Genomic DNA, 19,032 nt, shown 5'->3' on the forward strand with positions numbered 1-19,032 from the left:
GCGTCAACCCGGGATCGTGACCGGCGGCCCGCCGACGCAGCCGAACTGGAAGTTGTCGAGCAACACCACCGTGTCGAGCACCGGGTCGGAGAGGTCGAACACCGCGAACACCAGCTCGATGGTCTCGCCCGGTGTGACGCCGGCGGTGGTCGTCAGCCACTTCGTGCCGGCGTGGCCCTCCATCGCGGTGCCCGCGAGCTCGGGCGCGGCGCACGGGGCCGGGCAGTCATACGGGTTGGGCGCGTCCTTGTAGTCGAGGAAGCCCGCGTTCAGCGAGATCGGGTGCCCCATCTCGTCGAACGAGATGTTGCCGGTCCACATCTCGGACTCGAGCCAGCCGATGTACATGTCGTTGAAGCCCGACTGGTAGTAGTTCGGGTACTCGGTCGAGAACATCGCGAGGTCGTAGCTGAACCCCGGGTTGCCCGCCGGCACGCCGACCGAGAAGCGCAGCTCCGCGTAGTCGTAGGCGCCGCTGCCCTGATTCCACTGATCCTCGACGGTGTTCGAGCAGTCGCCGGTGCCGACGAGGGTGAAATCGTCGGCGCACGTGTCCGTGGTCGAGACCTTCGTCGTCACCATCGGTGCCGGTAGGTTGGCACCGTTGTCGACGAAGCCGGCGACGTCGGTCGAGGCGAACAACCCAGCCATCGTGATGTCCTGCGCGCGGCCGCTCGACATCACGAGGAACTTGTCGCCCTCGCGCGGGGGGTACGGTGCGGGCACGAAGGTGCCGAGGTCGCCCTCGTGCACGTAGAACGACTGGGGATCGCCGTTGACCATCCCGTCGATCTGCAGGCCCCCCGGGCAGTTGAGCCCGATCGCGTGCCAGATGTCGTCGTCCATGTGATCGCACGGCACGTTGTTCGCCACACACTCGGCGAACGGCGTGTCGGGCACGAGGCCGAGGTCGAACTTCGCGGGGCCGGGGTCGAAGGGGCCGGTGCTGGTGCTGCCGCCCTCGTCCGCGCCCGCGGTGCCGGCGTCGTCGCCACCACCGCTGCCCGGCGCACCGCTGCTCGAGCTACCGGTCGCCGCGGTGTCGCCGTCGTCGGACGCTACGGTATCGATCCCGACGGTCGCTTGGCTGAGGTCGCCCTTGCCATCCCCGCACGCAGCGAGCACGGCGATGATCGTGACCGCCGTCGAAGAACCAACTCGTGCTCGCGTTCGCTTCGTGGTCATGCGCATCGACGCGGCCGCCCGACTGGCACCGCTGCCCCCCGCGTCCATGGTCCCCGCGCACTGCATCCATCGCAATGCTTGCGGAGCGTCGACGGCGATTCGGCCAGTCCGCGCCGACGCGTGTTTGGCTTGGTAGCATTTGTCCTGCAGAGCCATCGCAAGAAGTGGTCCAGCTCGCGTATTTTTCGGCCGCCTCGCGCGCTTTCCGACTTGGCGACGCGCACGCCATGGCGCACAACGACGCTCAAGATGCTCCGCAACGTCTCCGCCCTCTTCACCGTGCTGGCGCTCGCGACCGCCTGCCACCCCACGCGCAAGGAGCTGCAGGCCGAGCTCGATCAGGTCAAGCAACGCCTGACCGGCGTCGAGCAGGAGAACCAGACCCTGCAAGGCAAGATCACCCAGCTCGAGCAAGATCTGAAGAGCCGTGACGAGCGCATCGCGGCGCTCGAGAAGGAACGCGACGGCATGAATGCCGAGCTCGCCGGGCTCCGCGACGAGCAGGCCCGCCGCAAGGCCGAGCTCGACACCTTCCGCCAGCTCTTCGCGCGCCTGAAGAAGCTCATCGATGCCGGCACGATCAAGGTCTCGTTCCGCAAGGGTCGCATGATCGTCGAGATGGCCTCGGCCGTGCTGTTCGACTCCGGCAAGACCGAGCTCAAGCCCGGCGGCGCGACGGCGCTCGACGAGTTGGTGGTGGCGTTCCAGTCGGTCGCCGATCGCGACCTGCTGATCGCCGGCCACACCGACACCGATCCGATCAAGACCCGACGATTCAAGTCGAACTGGGAGCTGAGCACCGCACGCGCAGTGGTCGTGGTCGACTACATGATCTCGAAGGGCTTCCCGGCCGAGCACCTCGGCGCCGCGGGCTTCGGCCAGATGGATCCGGTCGCGCCCAACACCGACGAGCAGGGCAAGGCGCAGAACCGCCGCATCGAGATCGTGCTCATGCCCAACCTCGGCGAGCTCAAGGGCATCGAGGACATGATCTCCGGCAAGCCGGCGAAGTAGTCCGGCACGCAGCGGCTCGGCCGTCGGCGGGCGACGGCCCGAGCCAGGCGCAGCGGGCGGCCGCGAGCAGGGCCGCCGCTGCTCGTGCATCGATTCAGCCGACCGGCGTGGCGACGTCGCACGCCGCGGCGATGCGCTGCAGCGCGGCGTCGAACGTAGCCGCGTAGTCGTCGTCGCAGACGTCGCCGCTGCTGCCGTACTCGAACATCTCGGTGAACTCGAGCAGCCGCGTCGCGACCTCGGCCCCCGCGAGATCGGGCGGCCCGGGTGGACACGCGTTGGGCCGCGGCACACCGACGAGGGACAGCACCACCACACGCTGGGCGTCGTCGTGTTTCACCGCGACGATGCTGTCGTACCAGCTCGAAGGATCACCACGGGAGTCCGCGGCGTCGTCCTCGTCGGTGATGATCGTCAGCACCAGCAGCGCATCGCGCCGCAGGAACTCGCGGTTGCAGGCACCGACGCCCTCGCCCGTCAGCGCCGCGATGGTCGCGTCCATCGGCCGCTCGATGCCGCTGCCCTCCACGCCGACCCTGCCGGTGCAGGCGAACGTCCGCGCGAGATCGTCGACCGGGGTCATGAACGCATGGTGCTCGGCGAACGGTCCGCACTGCGCGTCGCTCGAGCCGTCACCTCCGGTTCGGGTCGTGAGCGCGCCGAGTCGCTGACAGCCGCCTTCGTTGAAGAGATTCTCGTCGGTCGTGATGACCCCGACGTGGTAGTCGGCGTCGCCGAGCAGCTGCTCGATGCCCGCGATGAAGCCGGGGAAGCTGGCGACCAGCTGGTCCTGCTCGTCGCCCATGCTGCCGGAGTTGTCGATCACGAACAGCAGGTCGACCGCGTTGCAGGGTTGCACGGCGGCGACGTCGGGCTTGGGCGCGAGCGCACCGCCGGTGGAGCTCTCGGTCGAGTGCTCCACCGGGTCGTAGTCGATGGGCGGCGGCAGCCGCTCGGGTGCGGCACATCCGAAGACTCCGAGCAGCATCGACCACGTCGCGCGCGTCATGTGACCGCGCGATCACTTCAATCGCCGTTCCACCGCCGTTCGCCGCCGGCGCAGACCCGGCCCGCGCGCGGCCGCGGGTCCCCGTGCGTCCGCGATCAGTCCACGTCGCGCAGGCGCCACACGTTCTCGCCGTCGCGCTCGACCAGCCGCTCGGCCACGAGCTTGCGCAGGTGGGCCTCGAGCGAGCGCTCGGCCAGCGGCCACAGCCACTGCGGCGTGTCGGCATAGGCCGCCGCGAGCACCGCAGCCAACGGCCGCGGCTCACCGGTGATCGCCGACAACACCGCGGCCTCGCGCGCCCGTCGATGTGCGACGTACGCCGCGATCGCCTCGCCGGGGGCCCGCAACACCGGCCCGTGCGCGGGCACCAACGCGACCGCCCCCAGCGCGTCGATGCGTCGCAGCGAGTCGAGGTAGGCCGCCATGTCGCCGCCGTCGTAGGGGTCGATGAGGATCGTCCCCTCGCCCGCCAACATGTCGCCGACGTACGCCACGCGGCTGCGGGTCTCGAGCAGGACCAGGTGCCCAGGCGCGTGTCCCGGGGTGAACACCGCCCGCAGCTCGACGCCGTCGCCCAGCGTCAGCGTATCGCCGTCGTCGAGCGGGCGATCGATCGCGAACGGCAGCCGCGCAGCGGTCTCGGGATGGGCGAGGATCGGCACCGCGCCACCGAGGCGCTCACGCAGCGGCGCGGCGAAGCCGACGTGATCGCCGTGGTGGTGCGTCAGTACGATGGCGTGCGGCCTCACACCGGCCGCCGCGAGGCGCTCGACCTCACCGACCAGGCGCTCCTGCTCGTCGGCGTGCGGCGTGGCCGGCTCGATGATCACCAGCCGCGTGCCCCACACCAACAGCGTGTTGGTGCAGGTCGCCGGCGGTAGCGTGGGCGTGCGCAGCGGCAGCCGCAGCACGCCAGCGGCCACCGTCTCGGCGTCGGTCGGGTTCACGCGGCCTGGATGATCGTCCGGGTCTTGCGACGGCGATAGCGCGCGCGGCACGGCATCCGCGGGCCCACCAGCAATCGGTTGTAGTCGGGCTCGTAGCGGGGCTCCAGCAGCTCGAAGTCGAAGTTGCGCAGCAGGTGACTCCAGATCGCCCGCAGCTGCAGCTGGGCGAACACGATGCCCATGCAGCGGTGACGGCCACCGCCGAACGAGATCCAGCCCATCGGGTTCTTCTTGTCCTCGTCGCGCTCGGGCCCGAAGCGATCGGGGTCGAAGCGGTTCGGATCCTTGAAGACCTCGGGGATGCGATGGGCCATCGCCGGCGAGGTCATGATCATCGCGTTCTCGGGCACCCAGTAGCCGCCGTGCTCGAAGCCCTTGAGCACCCGGCGCATCATCATGATGATCGGCGGGTACAGCCGCAGCGCCTCCTTCACGGCGCACTCGAGGTCGTGCATGCCGCGGAGGTCGTCGAGCGTCAGGTCATCGCGATCGCCGAGGATGCGGTCCTGCTCCGCGCGCAGGCGGCCGATCCACTGCGGGTTCTGGTTGAGCAAGATGCCCGTCCACGCGAACGTCACGCCGCTGGTGTGGTGGCCGGCGAACATGATCGCCAGCAGCAGGCCGGTCATCTCGTCCTCGGTGAGGCGCTGGCCGTTCTTGTAGGAGGCGTCCATCAGCGTCTGCAGGAAGTCCTCTTCGCTCAGGCCCTTGGCCCGACGCTCGCGCACGATCGTGCTGACCAGCTCCCCCAGCCGCGCGCGGGCGCGGTCGCGCTTGCGGAACGCGGGCACCGGCAGGTGCGGGGCGAAGAAGGCCAGCAGGTTCAGGCCCGCCTCCATCTCGTAGTAGAGCTTGGCGAACTCGTCGGACAGCGAGGCACGGAAGGTCGGGCCCAGCAGCGATCGGCTCGAGGTGTAGATCGTCAGCTCGTTGCCGACCTTGTAGAGGTCGACCTCGCCCTCGTCGCCCCACTTGCCGAAGTACTCCTCGGCCTCGGCCACGAAGCCGGCGGCGTAGGTGCGCAGACGGGTCTCACGCAGCGCGTCATGGAAGAACGCCAGCTGCTCCTTCATGATCTCGGGCTCGGCGTCGTAGGCGATGCCCTTGCCGAAGATCGGCGTCATCAGCTTGTAGACCTCGCGCATGCTGACGTCGTCGTCGCTGAGCCGGAAGAACTTCTGGTGCGCCTTGGGCCCGCTCATCACGACCGACACCGGCGAGCCCGGCAGCTTGAGCGAGAACATGTCGCCGAAGCGATCGCGGCCGCGCTGGAACAGCTCGACCGGGCGGCGGCGCAAGTCCAGGGCGTGACCGAGCAGCGGCAGCCCACCCGAGAGCATCGGCGGGAGACGATGGTTGCGGCTGGTCGAAGACTCGGTGGCGGCGGACGTATCCATGGTTTCCTCGTCGCGCCCGGCTTGGGACGCTTTGGCGGCAGACGCTACCGCCAAAGCACCCGGCGAGGGAATCAGTCGACCCCGCGCAACTGTGGCGGCTCGCACGCTCGCGCGTGCGTCAACGCGCCGACCCGCGCGCGGTGCTGCAGCCGGTTGGCCCGCGTGCCAAAGTCGGCGTGCCCGACCGCACCGCCCGCTCGGGCTCCGCGATCGCCCCGCGATCCGGAAGCACCCCGACAATCGTGACCGGGCGACTGGGAGACCCGCAGCAGCGCTGCTATCTTAGTCGGCTAGGATGTCGGCACCGACGACCGGGCGCTTGATCGTGGCGACGCCGCCCGAGCTCGTCATCCACGATGCGCCCTCGCCGTGTCCGTACCTCGATGAGCGCGTGGCCCGCCTGCCGCTGCGCCTGCCGGTGCGCGCGTTGTCGCGACAGGAGTTCGAGAACCGACTCGAGGTCGGCGATCGCCGGCAGGGTCTGCTGCTCTACCGAACAGCGTGTCCCAGCTGCAACGCCTGCGAGCCGATCCGCATCGACGTCGACGCCTTCGCGCCGGGGCGTTCCCAGCGACGCGTGTTCCGTCGGGGGGAGCGCGAGCTGACATGCGAAGTCGGTCGCCTCGAGCCCACGCTCGAGAAGGTCAACCTCTACAACCGCCACAAGTTCGGTCGCGGGCTGTCCTCGGGTGAGCACCCGATCGATCTCGATGGCTACCGCGCCTTCCTCGGCGAGTCCTGCTGCGACACCTTCGAGCTGCGCTACCGCCTGGGCAAGCGGCTGGTCGGCGTCGCAATCGTCGATCGCGGCGAGCGCTCGCTGTCGGCGGTCTACTGCTACTTCGATCCGACCCTGCCCGAGCTCGGCATCGGGACCTACTCGATCCTCAAGCAGGTCGCGCTGTGTCGCGGTTGGGGGCTCAAGTGGCTGTACCTCGGCCTCTACATCGGCGAGTGCGCCTCGATGGCGTACAAGTCGCGCTTCCTTCCCCATGAGCGCCTGCTCGGGGATCGATGGGTGACCATCGAGCGCGAGCCCGACCCCGCGCGGTAAAACGGCGCCCCTGCGCCTCGCTGCGGCCGAATGCACCGGCCTCTCGCCCCCGCGGGGGCCATTGCGCCCGATGTGCCCGTTCGTGCAGCATCCCCGCATGTCGATCGCTGTCGACTCGGAAATCGGGCTCCTGCGCAGGGTCCTCGTGCATCGCCCCGGCGACGAAATCGTGCGGATGACCCAGCACGACCTGTCGGGGATGCTGTTCGACGACATCCTCGCGCCGGTCGAGACCCAGCGCGAGCACGACGTCATGGCCGACATCCTGCGCGGCGCAGGGGCCGAGGTGCTGGAGTTCGAGAACGTCCTGCGCAGCGCGCTGGCGAGTGCGCCGGCCTCGGCGATCCTCGAGCTGGCCGAGGGCGCGTGCGAGCGCGCGGGTGCGGTCGGCATCGCCGAGGAGCTCGCGGGCTGGCCGGTGCCGCGACTCGCCCTGGCCCTCGTTGCAGGCGCGTACTGGGACGAGTTCCACAGCCGCAACCGCAGCCTCGCGCGGGTGCGAGACGAGCTCGAGGGCGGGCGACCGATGGCGCTGCGCCCGGTGCCGAACCTCATGTTCATGCGCGACCCCGCGATCGCGCTCTACGACCGCGTGTTGGTCGCGCGCATGGCCACCGGCGCGCGCTCGCGCGAGCCGTCGCTGGTGTCGTTCGCCCTGCGGTGGGCGCCCTCGACTGCAGCGCCGATCGAGTTCAGCCACGATGACGTCGCCCGCGACGCCGCGTTCCGCTCGCTCGAGGGCGGGGACGTGCTGGTGCTGTCGCGGCGGGCGCTGATGATCGGCTGCTCCGAGCGCACCACGCCCCAGACCATCGAGCGCCTGGCCGAGGAGGCGCTGTTCCCGGGCCAGCCCGAGCTCGAGTCGATCTACGTCGTCGACATGCCGCACATGCGATCGATCATGCACCTCGACACCATCCTCACCCAGATCGACAAGCGACTGTTCCTCGGCCACGCACCGCTCATCGCGGGCGGCGGCAAGCGGGCGCCGCTGCGCGTCATCCGGCTCACGCGCGACCAGCCGCCGAGCGTGATCGCGGCCGCGACGGTGCTCGACGTACTACGCGAGGAATTCGGCCGCGACGTCGAGCTGGTGCCCTGCGGTGGCCACGACCCACTGTTCCAGGAGCGTGAGCAATGGACCGACGGCGCCAACGCAGTCGCGCTGTCGCCGGGCCACATCCTCCTCTACGCGCGCAACACCGCCACCATCGAGATCCTCGGCGAGCACGGCTTCGACGAGGTCCGGCTCGGCGTGGTCGTCCCCCCCGAGCAACGCGCGGCGCTGGTTCGCGAGGGCATGAACCGGCCCCGCACCGTCTTCACCTTCACCGGCGGCGAGCTTTCGCGGGCCCGCGGCGGTGGCCGCTGCCTGACCATGCCGCTGCAGCGCGAGGCGGTGCACGCATGAGCGCGCATCGACGTCACGAGTGGGGCACCCAGCCGCCGCCGCCGGTCGCGGTGGTCGCGATGGGTGGCCACGCGTTCATCCAGTCCGGCGAGAAGGGCACCTACGAGGACCACGAGCGCAACGCCCGGCAGATCTGCAAGGAGCTGATCGTGCTGGTCGAGCGCGGCTATCGGCTCGTGATCACCCACGGCAACGGGCCGCAGGTCGGCGAGCTCTTGCTCCGCCAGGAACTCACGCGCAACGAGCTGTCGCGGTGGCCGCTCGACGTGCTGGTGGCGCAGACCGAGGGCAGCCTCGGCTACCTCATGCAACGCGCGATGCTCAACGAGCTCAACGCACGGGGCATCCACCGCTGGGTCGTCACGCTGGTGACGCAGGTCGTCGTCGACGGCGCCGACCCGGCCTTCTCGAACCCCGCCAAGCCGGTCGGCCCCTTCCTCACCGCCGAGCAGGCGCGCAAGGCCAAGGACGACTACGGCTGGACCATTGCGGAGGAGGCCAACCGCGGCTGGCGACGCGTGGTGCCGAGCCCCAAGCCGCAACGGATCGTGCAAGCGGACATGGTCCGCGAGATCGTCGCCTCGGGGAACATCGCGGTCGCCGGTGGTGGTGGTGGTGTGCCCGTCACGCTCGATGCCGCAGGTGCCTACGAGGGTGTCGAAGCCGTGATCGACAAGGACCTCACCTCGAGCGTGCTCGCGACCGACATCGGTGCGGACCTGTTGGTCATCCTGACCGCGGTCGATGCCGTCTACCTCGACTGGGGCACGCCGCAGTCGCGCCGCCTGGGCGCGGTGACCATGGCCGAGTGCGAGCGCCACGTGGCCGATCACACCTTCCCGCCGGGCTCGATGGGGCCCAAGGTCGAGGCCATCCACGGCTTCCTCGAGCGCGGTGGTCAGCGCGGTCTCATCACGAGTCCGCGATCGCTGCGCGAGGCCCTCGATGGCCGCGCCGGCACCCACTTCATCGGCCGCATCTAGTACCTCGACACAGCGATTAGCCGCGCGGCGTCGCTGTGACCACGGGCGCTGCCGACTCGCCGGCGGCCGCCGCATGGCGTTGCCGCGCCGCGTTGGCGTGTCGATGCCAACGCAGTGCTGCTTCGGCATCGCGGTCGACCTCGTAGGTGCGCGCGATGGCTTCGGCTGCGCGGCTGGCATCGAGCGCCCGATCCTCGCCGAGCGCCGCAAAGTAGTAGTCGCCGAGCACCCCGCGCGCCTCGTCGACGTCGCCGATCCCCAGCGCGAGCGCGGCGATCGTCAGCTCGGTCGCGCGACGCGGCGGCCGGACCGGGTCGTGCGCGGCCTGCTCGGCCGCCGCGTCCTGCGGTGGCGTGGCGCCGGCCGACGATTGCCACGCCGTGGTGACACCGAGCGCCGCGAGCCCAGCGACCGCGAGGCCGAGCGACCAACGCGGCGCCCAGCGACGCGGCGCTCCACGTAGCTCGCTCGCCAGTGCGCGCATCGAGGAGTGGCGTTCCTGCGTCCGCGGCGACAATCCACGCAGAATCGCCGCGCGCACGTATCCCGGCACGTCGAAGCCGCGCATCGGCGGCATCATCTGGAGCTTGCGCTTGGCCCGGGCCAGCTGGAACGTGTCGGGCCCGATGAAGGGACGCACGCCGAACAGCGCCTCGTAGAGCGTCGCGCAGAAGGCATACTGATCGCTGCGTGGCTCGACGAGCTCGCCGGCGTGTTGCTCCGGTGCCATGTACGCCGGCGTGCCGACCGACATCCCCGTCTGCGTCAACGACCCGGCCGGATCATCGCCGTCGGCATCGAGCACGTCGACGTCCTCGAAGGTCGACGCCGACGACTCGGGCGCGCAGAGCGTTGCGAGCCCGAAGTCGGTCACACGCACGCGACCGTCGTCGCCGATGAGAATGTTCTGGGGCTTGACGTCGCGGTGCACGACGCCGGCGTCGTGGGCGGCCGCGAGCCCCTCGGCTGCGGCACACATCACCGCGACGATCGCCGACCAGCTGCGCGTCTTGGTCAACCACGCCGCCAGCGTGGAGCCGCGCACGAACTCCATGGCGATGAGCAGCTGCGTGCCCACGCTCTCGATGCCGTAGATCGGCACCACGTTGGGGTGCGCGAGCTGGGCCATCGCACGGGCCTCGAGCTGGAAGCGCGCCCGCGCGACCACCGAGTTGCGCGGCGGTCGATCGCGGCCGGGTCGCTCCAACCGCAGCAGCTTCAGCGCCACATCGCGATCGAGTCGCCGATCGTGGGCGCGGAACACCACCCCCATCGAGCCGGTCGCGACCTGTTCGACGATTCGATAGCGGCGCAGCGCCCCGCTCCACGCCGGCTGTGGTCCCGTCGGCGGCGACGGGCACGGCGTCAGGGAGCGGTCGAGCGCGGGCGACAACGGCGGTCCAGGGGTGGGTACGTCGCCCACCCGCAGATGGATCGACGCCACCGGCGCGCCGCTATTGCTGGAGAGATCGGACTTTCTTCGCCACCGCATCGACACGCGGCGACGGCCGATCGGTCGAGCGCCCCCTTGCCGGCGTGCAGCTCACTTCGCAGCGCCGATGGCCGGCCCTGCGTCGAGCATCTCCTGCAACGCGTCGCACTCCCACTTCGCACGCAGGTTGGTCTCGACCACCTGATCGAGGTCTTCGAACGCCGCTGGGCTCCCGGCCGCCGCGACCGCGTCGCGCGCCAGCCCCAGCACCGCCTCCGCGTCGACACCCTCGCCGGGCAGCGCGTCGAGCCACGCCTGCAGCGGTGCGGCGGGCCTGGGCTTGCGCTCCGCCACCGACTCGGCGGCATCGCACAGCGCGAGCAGCTGGCCGTTGATCTGCTCGAGGTTGCCGCTCAGCTCGCGCATCGACTTCACGCGCTTGGTCTCTTCGCCGCCGACCGGCGCCAGCTGCAGCGGTACCTCGGGGCCCTCGGCCAGCAGCTCGCCGTCCTCGCCGCCGTCGCGTCGGACCCCGGTCGGGAACGGCTCGTAGAACGCCTTGCCACGCAGCAGCACGTTCACGGGGCCGAGCGCGATGCTCGGCACGTACGTCACCATCATCAGCCCGACCAGCATCACGCCGATGAACGGCACCACCGCCTTGATGATGTCGCCGATCGGGCGGCCGAACACGCTCGAGGACACGAAGAGGTTGAGGCCGATGGGCGGCGTCAGGTAGCCGATCTCGAGGTTGACGATGAAGATGATGCCGAGGTGGATCGGGTCGACGCCGAGCTCGAGACCGATCGGCGTCAGCAACGGCGCGATGATCATGATGGCGGAGATCGAGTCCATCAGCGCGCCGACGACCAGCAGCAGCAGGTTCACCACCAGCAGGAACTGCACCGTGTCGAGCTTCATCGACAGGATCAAAGCCACGGCCTGATCGGGGATCTTCTCCTCGACCAGGAAGTCGTTGAGCCCGAACGCCAGCGCCATGATGATGATGAGCGACCCCATCATCACCGCCGACTCGGCGAGTAGCTTGGGCAGCTGGCCCACGTTCAGCTGCCGGTGGATGAAGAGCTCCACCACCAGCGCATAGATCACGCTGACCGCGGCGGCCTCGGTCGGGGTGAACAGGCCCGTGTAGATGCCACCGAGGATCTGGACCGGCAGCAGGATCGCCCACAACCCGTCACGGACGGCGACCCAGATCCCGCGCAGCGAGAAGGGCTCGCGCAGCCGGTTGCCGCTGCGCACCGCGTGCACGACGCTGTACGCCCCCAGCATGCCGCCGATGAGGAACCCCGGCAGCACGCCGGCGAGGAACAGCTCGCCGACGTCCATCGTGACCGAGCCGCTCGCCACGATCGCGAACACGATCATCGGAATCGACGGCGGGATGACGATGCCCAGCGAGCCCGCGGTCGTCACCAACCCGAGGCTGAACCGCTCGGCGTAGCCAGCCTTGCGCAGCGCGGGGTACATCACCGAGCCGATCGCGATGACCGTCACCGGACTGCTGCCGCTGATGGCCGCAAAGAAGATGCACCCGCCGACGGTCGCGACCGCGAGTCCACCGGGCATCCAGCCCACCAACGCGCGGGCGATCGCGACCAGGCGATTGGCGATGTCGCCGGCGCTCATGATCGCACCGGACACCACGAAGAACGGGATCGCCAGCAGCACGTTCTTCGTGGTCAGGCCCGCCATCTTCGCGGGGAAGGTATCGAACCCGCAGACCGTCTCGGGGTCGAGCGTGCTGCAGGCCCCCCAGTCATCGTAGCCCTCGCCGTACAGCAGGAAGCACAGCGTGGCGAGCACGCCGATGATCACGAACAACGGCGACCCGAGCGCGATCATCAGCGCCAGCGCGGCGATCAAGAGCAGCAGGCCGGAGCTCCCCGCCCCACCTTCGCTGCCCTCGAAATCGAAGCTGTCGGGACCGCTGGCCTCCGGGGCCGCGACCCCGGCAAGCGCATCGCTCGGCGTGCCCGAGAACGCCAGCACGACCACGACCGCCAGCGCCACCACGGTCAGCAGCCACGCGCGCGTCAGCGGCGAGATCCTCCGCAAGCCACTCATCGCGGCTCCTCCCCGCCTGCGGCGCCCTCGTCACCCTCGTCACCTTCGTCACCTTCGTCGGCCGCGGCGTCGTGGCGATCGGTCACGACCTCGCTCTGCGCCACCACCACCTCGCCGGCACGGACCGCAGGCGCGGAGGTGACCCTGGGCGCGGGCTCTGGCACGTCGTCGGGGATCGCTCGCACGGCCTCGGTGGGGATGTCGGCCTCGACGCGCGCCGGCGAGCTCGCCAGCGACGCAGCGACGGCCGCCTTGGTCGCATCGTCGACGAGGCCATCGAGCGCGTCGGTCTCCTTCAAGCGGCCCTGCATCGCGGCGACGGCCTGCGCAGCGAAGCGCGCCGCCATCACGGCGAACGACAGCGGCAAGGCGATGAAGGCGATGTACTTGGGCAGCGACATGCCCTGCACGATGCCGCCGAGGTGCTCGGTGGACTCGTACTCGTCGTAGTTGAAGGCGATGTAGCGCAGCGAGAGGAACATCAGCCCGAAGCAAAACGCCGTCGTCAGCCCTGCCGAGGCCGCCGCCACCCACTTTCGCATCGACGGCGGGATGTGGCGCTGCACCGCCTCGACCCGCAGGTGCTTGTTGTCGTGGGCGGCCATCGACGCGCCGAGGAACCCGACCCACAGCGTCAACACCAGCGCGAAGTTCTGCGACCAGATCAGGCCATTGGGCAGCACTCGCAGCAGCAGCTGGATCAGCCCATAGACCACGACCGTGCCGCCGACGCCGAGCGCCGCGGCGACCGGGTGCGACAGCGGACGGGGCCGCGTGCCGGTGCGGATGCCCGACCACGCGAGCCCCGCAAACAACGCGAACGCCACCCACGGCATCATCGCGGCCGCCGATTCGTGCGCAGCACTGCCGGGCTCGATGGTGCGGCCGAACCACCCCGCGAGCTTCACGTACACGTCGAGCGCCTTGCTGCCGCCGGCCGCAAAGGTGCGGTAGACGACATCGAGGAACACCACCAGCGCCATCCCCAGCAGCGCGGTCACCACGAAGGCGCGCTCGCAGCGGTAGATGACCCGATCGAGGCGCTGCAGAGAGTCCGACACGCGCCGCCGATGCTATCAGGTTCGCGCCCATCGCGAACAGGCCAGGCGATGGGCGCCGTTCACCGGTCGCGCGTCACAGCGCCGCGGTGATCTTCTGGTACAGCGCCTTGCCGGCCTCGCTGGTGCGGCCGAGGAACTGCGCGTGGGTGACCGCGGCGGCGCCCTTGAAACCGGCCTTCATGGTGTCGTCGAGCTCGGTGACGGTGATGTTCTCGTTGCGGAAGTTGTCGAGCAGCGCGCCCGCAATCGCCCGCACGCCCCGGCGCCCCTGCTTCGAGAGGCCCTGCGGGTCGGTCATCATGATCGTCTGGAGGTCGGCCGGCAGCGTGTCCCAGAACTTCTGCGAGATCACCACGACACCGGCCTGGTAGATGTGCTCGGTCACCGTGAAGTGGCTGATCGCCTGGTGCCACGACGCAGCGAACGAGAACAGCGGGGTGTTGTCGTAGCCGTCGACCACGCCGGTCTGGAGCGACTGCACCACCTCGGTCACCGGAATCGGGGTCGGCTTGGTGCCGAACGCCTTCCACATGTCGAGGTGCACCTGCGACTCCTGCGATCGCATCGAGCGGCCCTTGAGGTCGGCGATCGACTTGATCGGGAAGGTCGAACCGATCGAACGCAGCCCGTTCTCCGACCAGAACCACCGCACGAAGCCGGCCTTGAGCAGCAGCGCGTCGAGCTCGGGGCCGACGATCTCGTCGATGATCTTGTCGGCCTTCTTCGGGGTCGGGAACAGGTACGGCAGCTCGAGCACCTCGAGCTCCGGCACGCGGTTGGTCAGCGCCGCGACGCTGCCACCCCAGACATGCACCGTGCCGCGCTTGCACGCCTCGGCAGTCGCCACCTCGTCACCGAGCCCGCCGCCGAGGTACGGCTTCAGCTTCAGGCGCTTGCCGGAAGCCTCGAACAGCTTGCCCTTCAGGTCCTTCATCTGGTTCGCCCACGGCGTGTCCGCCGGTGCCACCGTGGCGAGCTTCATCGTGATGACGTCATCCGCCGCGGCGCTGCGACCGATGAAGAAGGTGCTCGCAGCCCCGGCGGCGGCGGTCTTGATGAAGCGGCGGCGGGATGCGTTCGTGCGGGTCTTGGGCATGGTCAGGGGCTCCTCGTATCGCGCGGGGTTGAAGCGGCTTCCGAGCCGGCCCCCAGGAGGGTGGCGGGCGGCGGGCGTTCGTGACGGTGGCGACGCCGCGGATCTTCGCTTCGCGGTGGATTGTCCGCCGGTGGGACCCTGGCGGTACAGCCCCAATGCCGGGGTCGCGCGCATTTGTCCCAGCGCCCGCGTGCACCGCCGTGCACGATCTCGGGCGGGACCTGAACCAGGGCGCGCGACGCCGCGCGAGCGCACGTGAGCCTGCTCGCGACGACGCCCCCTCGCGTCCCCCTTCGGCCAACGCTCAGCCCGGGCCAGCTCGGCTCGAGCCCAGCCCGCGGCGAAGCTCGCTCAGAAGAGATCGTCCTTCTCGTCGAGCAGCTCGCGTGCCTTCTGCTTCTCGACGATGGTCTCCGCGCGAACATCGGGGATGACGTCGTCGGGGGTCGCAACCACCTCGTTGAGCAGCTTCACGAAGGTGTCCTCGTCCTGCTCCTTCACCGCGAGCTCCTGCGCCCACAGCACCTTGGTGCCGACGTAGGTCGGCGACAGCTCGAGCGACTTCTTGAAGTGCACGCGCGACTGATCGAGGTCGCCACCCGCGAACGCCGGCGCGACCGCATAGAAGGCACCGAAGTAGCGGTGCGGCCCGCCGTAGTAGAAGGTCGGGTCGAGCTCGAGGGCGCGGTCCATCGTCGCCTTCACGTTGTCCTTCTGGCCCAGCAACACGGCGAAGCCCTTGCGCTTGGCCCACTTGCCCAGCGCGCTGGCGTACCAGTACATCGCGGGCACGCCGGGCTTGCCGATCAGCTTCACCGCCTCGGGGAACTTGCCACCCGCGCGCATCTTGGCCTCGAACTCCGGCGAGGCGGCGATCATGGCCCGCTCGCCCCACTTCACCCCGAGGTCCATCGTGCGCAGGTACTCCTTCTCGTTGCCGCGCAGGTAGCCGTCGGCGAGGAAGTAGTTGGCGCGGGTGAGCTTGACGAGCGCATCGAGGTGCTTGGCATCGGCGGCGACGACCTTCTCCCATGCCGCGATCGCAGCCTTGATCTCCGCGGGGTCGGTGCGCTTGGCCCAGTGCCCGTCACCCTCGGCCATCATCGCAGCGGCGTCGCCGGCTCCCGCCTTGTCGCCACCCTTGTCGCCCTCCCAGGCGGCATGACGTCCGGCACAGCCAGCGAAGGCGATCAGGCACGCGAAAAGAAGCGACTTGCTCTGCATGGGTACCCCGTGGGCGTACGCCGGCAACCGAGACGATCGGCCGCACGCCTTCAATCGGCAGGGAGATACACCGGTCACCGCGCGCGCGTCAAACGACGAGCGCCGCACCCGAGCTCGCACGCCCCCTGGCGCGAATCGATGGGGCGGGCGCGAGGGCGCTGGCCGACCCGCTTCGGGCGCCGCGAACCGAGCGTTTGCGACGCCGGACCGCCCCGGCCGGCGCAGGGTTTGGGTATCGTCCCCGGGCCGTGGCCACGCCCGCGAACATCCGTGGCCGCGTCGAGGACTGGCTCGCCCGTGCCAGCACACCGGCGTTCTCGGGTTACGCGATGGTGGCGGCCTTCACCGCCTACTTCGCCATGTACGCCGTGCGCAAGCCATTCGCAGCGGCAGGCTTCGAGGGCACGCAGGTGCTCGGTATCGACCTCAAGATCGCGCTCGTGCTGGGCCAGGTCATCGGCTACGCGCTCTCGAAGTTCCTCGGCATCAAGTTCGTGTCCGAGATCCCGCCGTCGCGGCGTCCACTCGCCCTGGTGGCGCTGATCGGCGCTGCGGAGCTGGCGTTGCTCGCCTTCGCGGTGCTGCCACCGGGTGGGCAGGTCGTCGCGATGTTCTGCAACGGGCTGCCCCTGGGCGCGGTCTGGGGCCTGGTGTTCGGCTTCCTCGAGGGCCGACGCACCACCGAGCTGCTGGGCGCGGGGCTGTCGACGTCCTATATCGTCGCCAGCGGGGCCGTGAAATCGGTCGGCCGCTGGCTGCTCGCCAGCGGCGTCGACGAGGCGTGGATGCCGGTGCTCACCGGCGCGTTGTTCGTGCCGCCGTTCGCGATCGCGGTGTGGATGCTCGCGCGCCTGCCCCACCCCACCGCCGACGACGAGTCGGAGCGCACGCGTCGGGCCCCGATGTTCGCGGCCGAACGCGCGGCATTCCTGCGGCGCTTCGGCTTCGGCATCCTCGTGCTCACCGCGGCGCACGTGCTGCTGACGTCGTACCGCGACTTCCGTGACAACTTCGCCGCAGAGCTGTGGCAGGCGCTCGGCTACGGCGACGCGCCCGCGATGTTCACGTACTCGGAGATCCCGGTGGCGCTCGCGGTCGTGCTCGGCCTGGGCACGATCTATCGCATCCGCGACAACCAACGCGCGTTCTTCGGCGTGCACGTGTTGATGATCGGCGGCGCGCTCGCGGTCGCGGGTTCGACACTGGCGTTCCAGCTCGGGTTCTACTCGGGCCCCGCGTGGATGATCACGGTCGGCATCGGCCTCTACCTCGGCTACGTGCCGTTCGGCACCGTGTTGTTCGATCGCCTCATCGCGGCCACGGGTGCGGTCGGGACCGCGGTGTTCATGATCTACGTGACCGACGCGTTCGGCTACCTGGGCTCGATCGGCGTGCTGTTGTTCAAGAACTTCGCCCACGCCGACCTCTCGTGGTTGGACTTCTTCGTGCGATTCTCCTACGTGGCGGGCCTGGCCGGCGCGGCTGCCTTCGCCACCAGCGCGTGGTACTTTGCCGCCCGCGGGCGCACGCGTCCGCTGCCCGCCCCGTCCGACAGCGAGCCACGATGAACGACGCCCCTTCGACGACCCACCTCATCGATCGCATCGGCGTGCGACCGTGGTGGCGCGGCCGCGACCTCGGACCCCGCGCGCACCTGCTCTTCGGCCTGCTGCTGCCGATGTACGTGCTCGGCATGAACATGTGGAACGTCCACCGGTTCACCGTCGACGACGCGTACATCTCGTTTCGCTACGCGGCCAACCTCGTGGCCGGTCACGGGCTGGTCTACAACCCGGGTGAGGCCATCGAGGGCTACACCAACTTCGCGTGGACGCTGTTGTGCGCCGGCGGCCTCTCGATGGGGGTCGATCCGCACGTCACCAGCAAGGTGCTGGGCGCGTTGTGTGCGATGGGGTCGATGGCGGTCGTCTATCGCCTGTCCGCGCGGCTGCAACCGCTCGGATTCATGCCGTGCGTGGCGACCTGGCTGTTCGCGACCTCGTCGTGCTCGGCGACATGGGCGATCTTCGGGCTCGAGACCGGCATGTTCGAGTTCCTGGTCGCGCTCGGCATCCTGTGGATGTTCGAGGAGCACGACGACGCCAAGCGGTTCCCGCGATCGGGCCTGGTGTTCGCGCTCGCCGGGCTCACGCGGCCCGAGGCCCCGATGTACCTCGGTCTCGCGATGCTCCTGCTCGGTCGCAAGATGTTCGCGCGGCAGAACATCGTGCGCGGGTTGCTCTTCGCGGTGCCGATCGCGATCCATCTGCTGTGGCGGCACGCGTACTACGGCGCGTGGATGCCCGCGACGCTCGCGGCCAAGACCGGCGACCTCAAGGCGCAGTGGCGCAACGGTCGCGGCTACGTGCTGGCCTGGCTCGACCACGCCGGCCCGCTGCTGTTCGTGACCTTCTACGGCTTCGGGCTCGGTGTCGCGCGACGCAGCCGCGAGCTGCTCACGCTGATGGTGCTGTTCGTCGCGGTCGCGATCTACGTGATCCTCGTCGGCGGCGACTGGATGTCCTACTACCGCTTCATGGCGCCGGCCGAGCCGTTCGCGTTCGTGCTGATCTGCGTGGCGCTGCGCTCGGTCACGCAGACGCGTGAGCCCGCGGCGGTGATCGCCGTCGTGCTGGCGCTGGCGTGGGGCATGGTCCATCGCGCCTACGACTTCGAGGGCGCGCGCAAGAAGTTCATCAAGGAAGAGAAGCGCTTCTGGGACAACACCGCCGGCCAGGTCGCGGAGTGGCTGGTCGCCAACGGCAAGCCCGGCCGCGTCGCGCTCGGCGACATCGGCTACGTCGGCTACCGCACCAACTATCCGATCCTCGATCTGCTGGGCCTGGTCGATCCGGTGATCGGGCAGCTCCCGGGCGGCTACACCAAGAAGCACGGCCCCGGCTACACCGAGCACTTCTACGAGGTGATGCCCGAGTGGGCGGTGCTCATCCACAGCGGGCAGGACTGCAAGCATGCGTCGCTCGCGGCCGTGCGGAAGATCGTCGAAGACCCGCGCTTCCGCCGGAGCTACGTGTTGATGGAGAACTTCCAGGTCAACGCGGAGGGCAGCTGGTGCGTGTTCCGGCGCCGCGACTTCCAGCTGTGATGCGCTCGCGGTAGCGTGGCGGTAG

At 69.6% G+C, this 19,032-nt stretch carries 15 protein-coding genes; 6 read left to right on the forward strand and 9 right to left on the reverse strand.

What is annotated here, in order from left to right; genetic code table 11:
- Positions 1-3: 3 nt before the first annotated feature.
- Complete coding sequence (locus IPH07_26585) at positions 4-1,125, reverse strand: choice-of-anchor L domain-containing protein (protein MBK6920991.1); 1,122 nt, start codon at positions 1,123-1,125, stop codon at positions 4-6.
- Between the two features lie 309 nt (positions 1,126-1,434).
- On the opposite strand from IPH07_26585, the gene IPH07_26590 reads away from it, so the two are divergent.
- Complete coding sequence (locus IPH07_26590; protein MBK6920992.1) at positions 1,435-2,199, forward strand: OmpA family protein; 765 nt, start codon at positions 1,435-1,437, stop codon at positions 2,197-2,199.
- 94 nt (positions 2,200-2,293) lie between these two features.
- Here IPH07_26590 and IPH07_26595 read toward each other — a convergent pair whose 3' ends face one another.
- The 3 genes from IPH07_26595 to IPH07_26605 form a co-directional block, all read right to left on the reverse strand.
- Entirely contained in the window at positions 2,294-3,208 is a 915-nt protein-coding gene (locus IPH07_26595; protein MBK6920993.1) for a hypothetical protein, read from the reverse strand.
- Positions 3,209-3,303: 95 nt separating this feature from the next.
- On the reverse strand, positions 3,304-4,155 hold the full coding sequence (locus IPH07_26600; protein MBK6920994.1) for an MBL fold metallo-hydrolase: 852 nt from the start codon (positions 4,153-4,155) through the stop codon (positions 3,304-3,306).
- Positions 4,152-5,552, reverse strand: coding sequence for a cytochrome P450 (locus IPH07_26605; GenBank protein ID MBK6920995.1), 1,401 nt, complete (start codon positions 5,550-5,552; stop codon positions 4,152-4,154). The genes IPH07_26600 and IPH07_26605 overlap by 4 nt, the downstream gene beginning before the upstream one ends.
- A 295-nt stretch (positions 5,553-5,847) precedes the next feature.
- On the opposite strand from IPH07_26605, the gene IPH07_26610 reads away from it, so the two are divergent.
- The 3 genes from IPH07_26610 to arcC all read left to right on the forward strand — a co-directional run bounded on the left by IPH07_26610 (position 5,848) and on the right by arcC (position 9,000).
- Positions 5,848-6,606 carry an arginyltransferase gene (locus tag IPH07_26610; protein ID MBK6920996.1) on the forward strand — a complete coding sequence of 253 codons (759 nt, stop codon included), beginning with the start codon at positions 5,848-5,850 and terminating at the stop codon, positions 6,604-6,606.
- Positions 6,607-6,781: 175 nt separating this feature from the next.
- Complete coding sequence (locus tag IPH07_26615) at positions 6,782-8,017, forward strand: hypothetical protein (protein ID MBK6920997.1); 1,236 nt, start codon at positions 6,782-6,784, stop codon at positions 8,015-8,017.
- Positions 8,014-9,000 carry a carbamate kinase gene (gene arcC / locus IPH07_26620; GenBank protein ID MBK6920998.1) on the forward strand — a complete coding sequence of 329 codons (987 nt, stop codon included), beginning with the start codon at positions 8,014-8,016 and terminating at the stop codon, positions 8,998-9,000. The genes IPH07_26615 and arcC overlap by 4 nt, the downstream gene beginning before the upstream one ends.
- Before the next feature lie 16 nt (positions 9,001-9,016).
- Here the strand turns inward: arcC and IPH07_26625 are convergent, their stop codons facing one another.
- The 5 genes from IPH07_26625 to IPH07_26645 all read right to left on the reverse strand — a co-directional run bounded on the left by IPH07_26625 (position 9,017) and on the right by IPH07_26645 (position 15,901).
- Positions 9,017-10,393 (reverse strand): serine/threonine protein kinase, encoded by a 1,377-nt coding sequence (locus tag IPH07_26625; GenBank protein ID MBK6920999.1) that lies wholly within the window; start codon positions 10,391-10,393, stop codon positions 9,017-9,019.
- 150 nt (positions 10,394-10,543) lie between these two features.
- Positions 10,544-12,298, reverse strand: a complete 1,755-nt coding sequence (locus tag IPH07_26630; protein ID MBK6921000.1) for a TRAP transporter large permease — start codon at positions 12,296-12,298, stop codon at positions 10,544-10,546.
- A gap of 218 nt (positions 12,299-12,516) precedes the next feature.
- Positions 12,517-13,581: a TRAP transporter small permease gene (locus IPH07_26635; protein ID MBK6921001.1), complete on the reverse strand. Its 1,065-nt coding sequence runs from the start codon at positions 13,579-13,581 to the stop codon at positions 12,517-12,519.
- A 73-nt stretch (positions 13,582-13,654) separates the two neighbouring features.
- Complete coding sequence (locus IPH07_26640) at positions 13,655-14,677, reverse strand: TRAP transporter substrate-binding protein (GenBank protein ID MBK6921002.1); 1,023 nt, start codon at positions 14,675-14,677, stop codon at positions 13,655-13,657.
- Between the two features lie 351 nt (positions 14,678-15,028).
- Complete coding sequence (locus IPH07_26645) at positions 15,029-15,901, reverse strand: hypothetical protein (GenBank protein MBK6921003.1); 873 nt, start codon at positions 15,899-15,901, stop codon at positions 15,029-15,031.
- Positions 15,902-16,149: 248 nt separating this feature from the next.
- Between IPH07_26645 and IPH07_26650 the strand changes: the two genes are divergently transcribed.
- Positions 16,150-17,469, forward strand: a complete 1,320-nt coding sequence (locus IPH07_26650; protein ID MBK6921004.1) for a hypothetical protein — start codon at positions 16,150-16,152, stop codon at positions 17,467-17,469.
- On the forward strand, positions 17,466-19,007 hold the full coding sequence (locus tag IPH07_26655) for a hypothetical protein (GenBank protein MBK6921005.1): 1,542 nt from the start codon (positions 17,466-17,468) through the stop codon (positions 19,005-19,007). The genes IPH07_26650 and IPH07_26655 overlap by 4 nt, the downstream gene beginning before the upstream one ends.
- The last annotated feature ends 25 nt before the right edge of the window (positions 19,008-19,032 follow it).

This window comes from Deltaproteobacteria bacterium, from assembly GCA_016709225.1.
GTDB classification, from domain to species: Bacteria; Myxococcota_A; Polyangia; order Nannocystales; family Nannocystaceae; genus Xiheibacterium; species Xiheibacterium phototrophicum.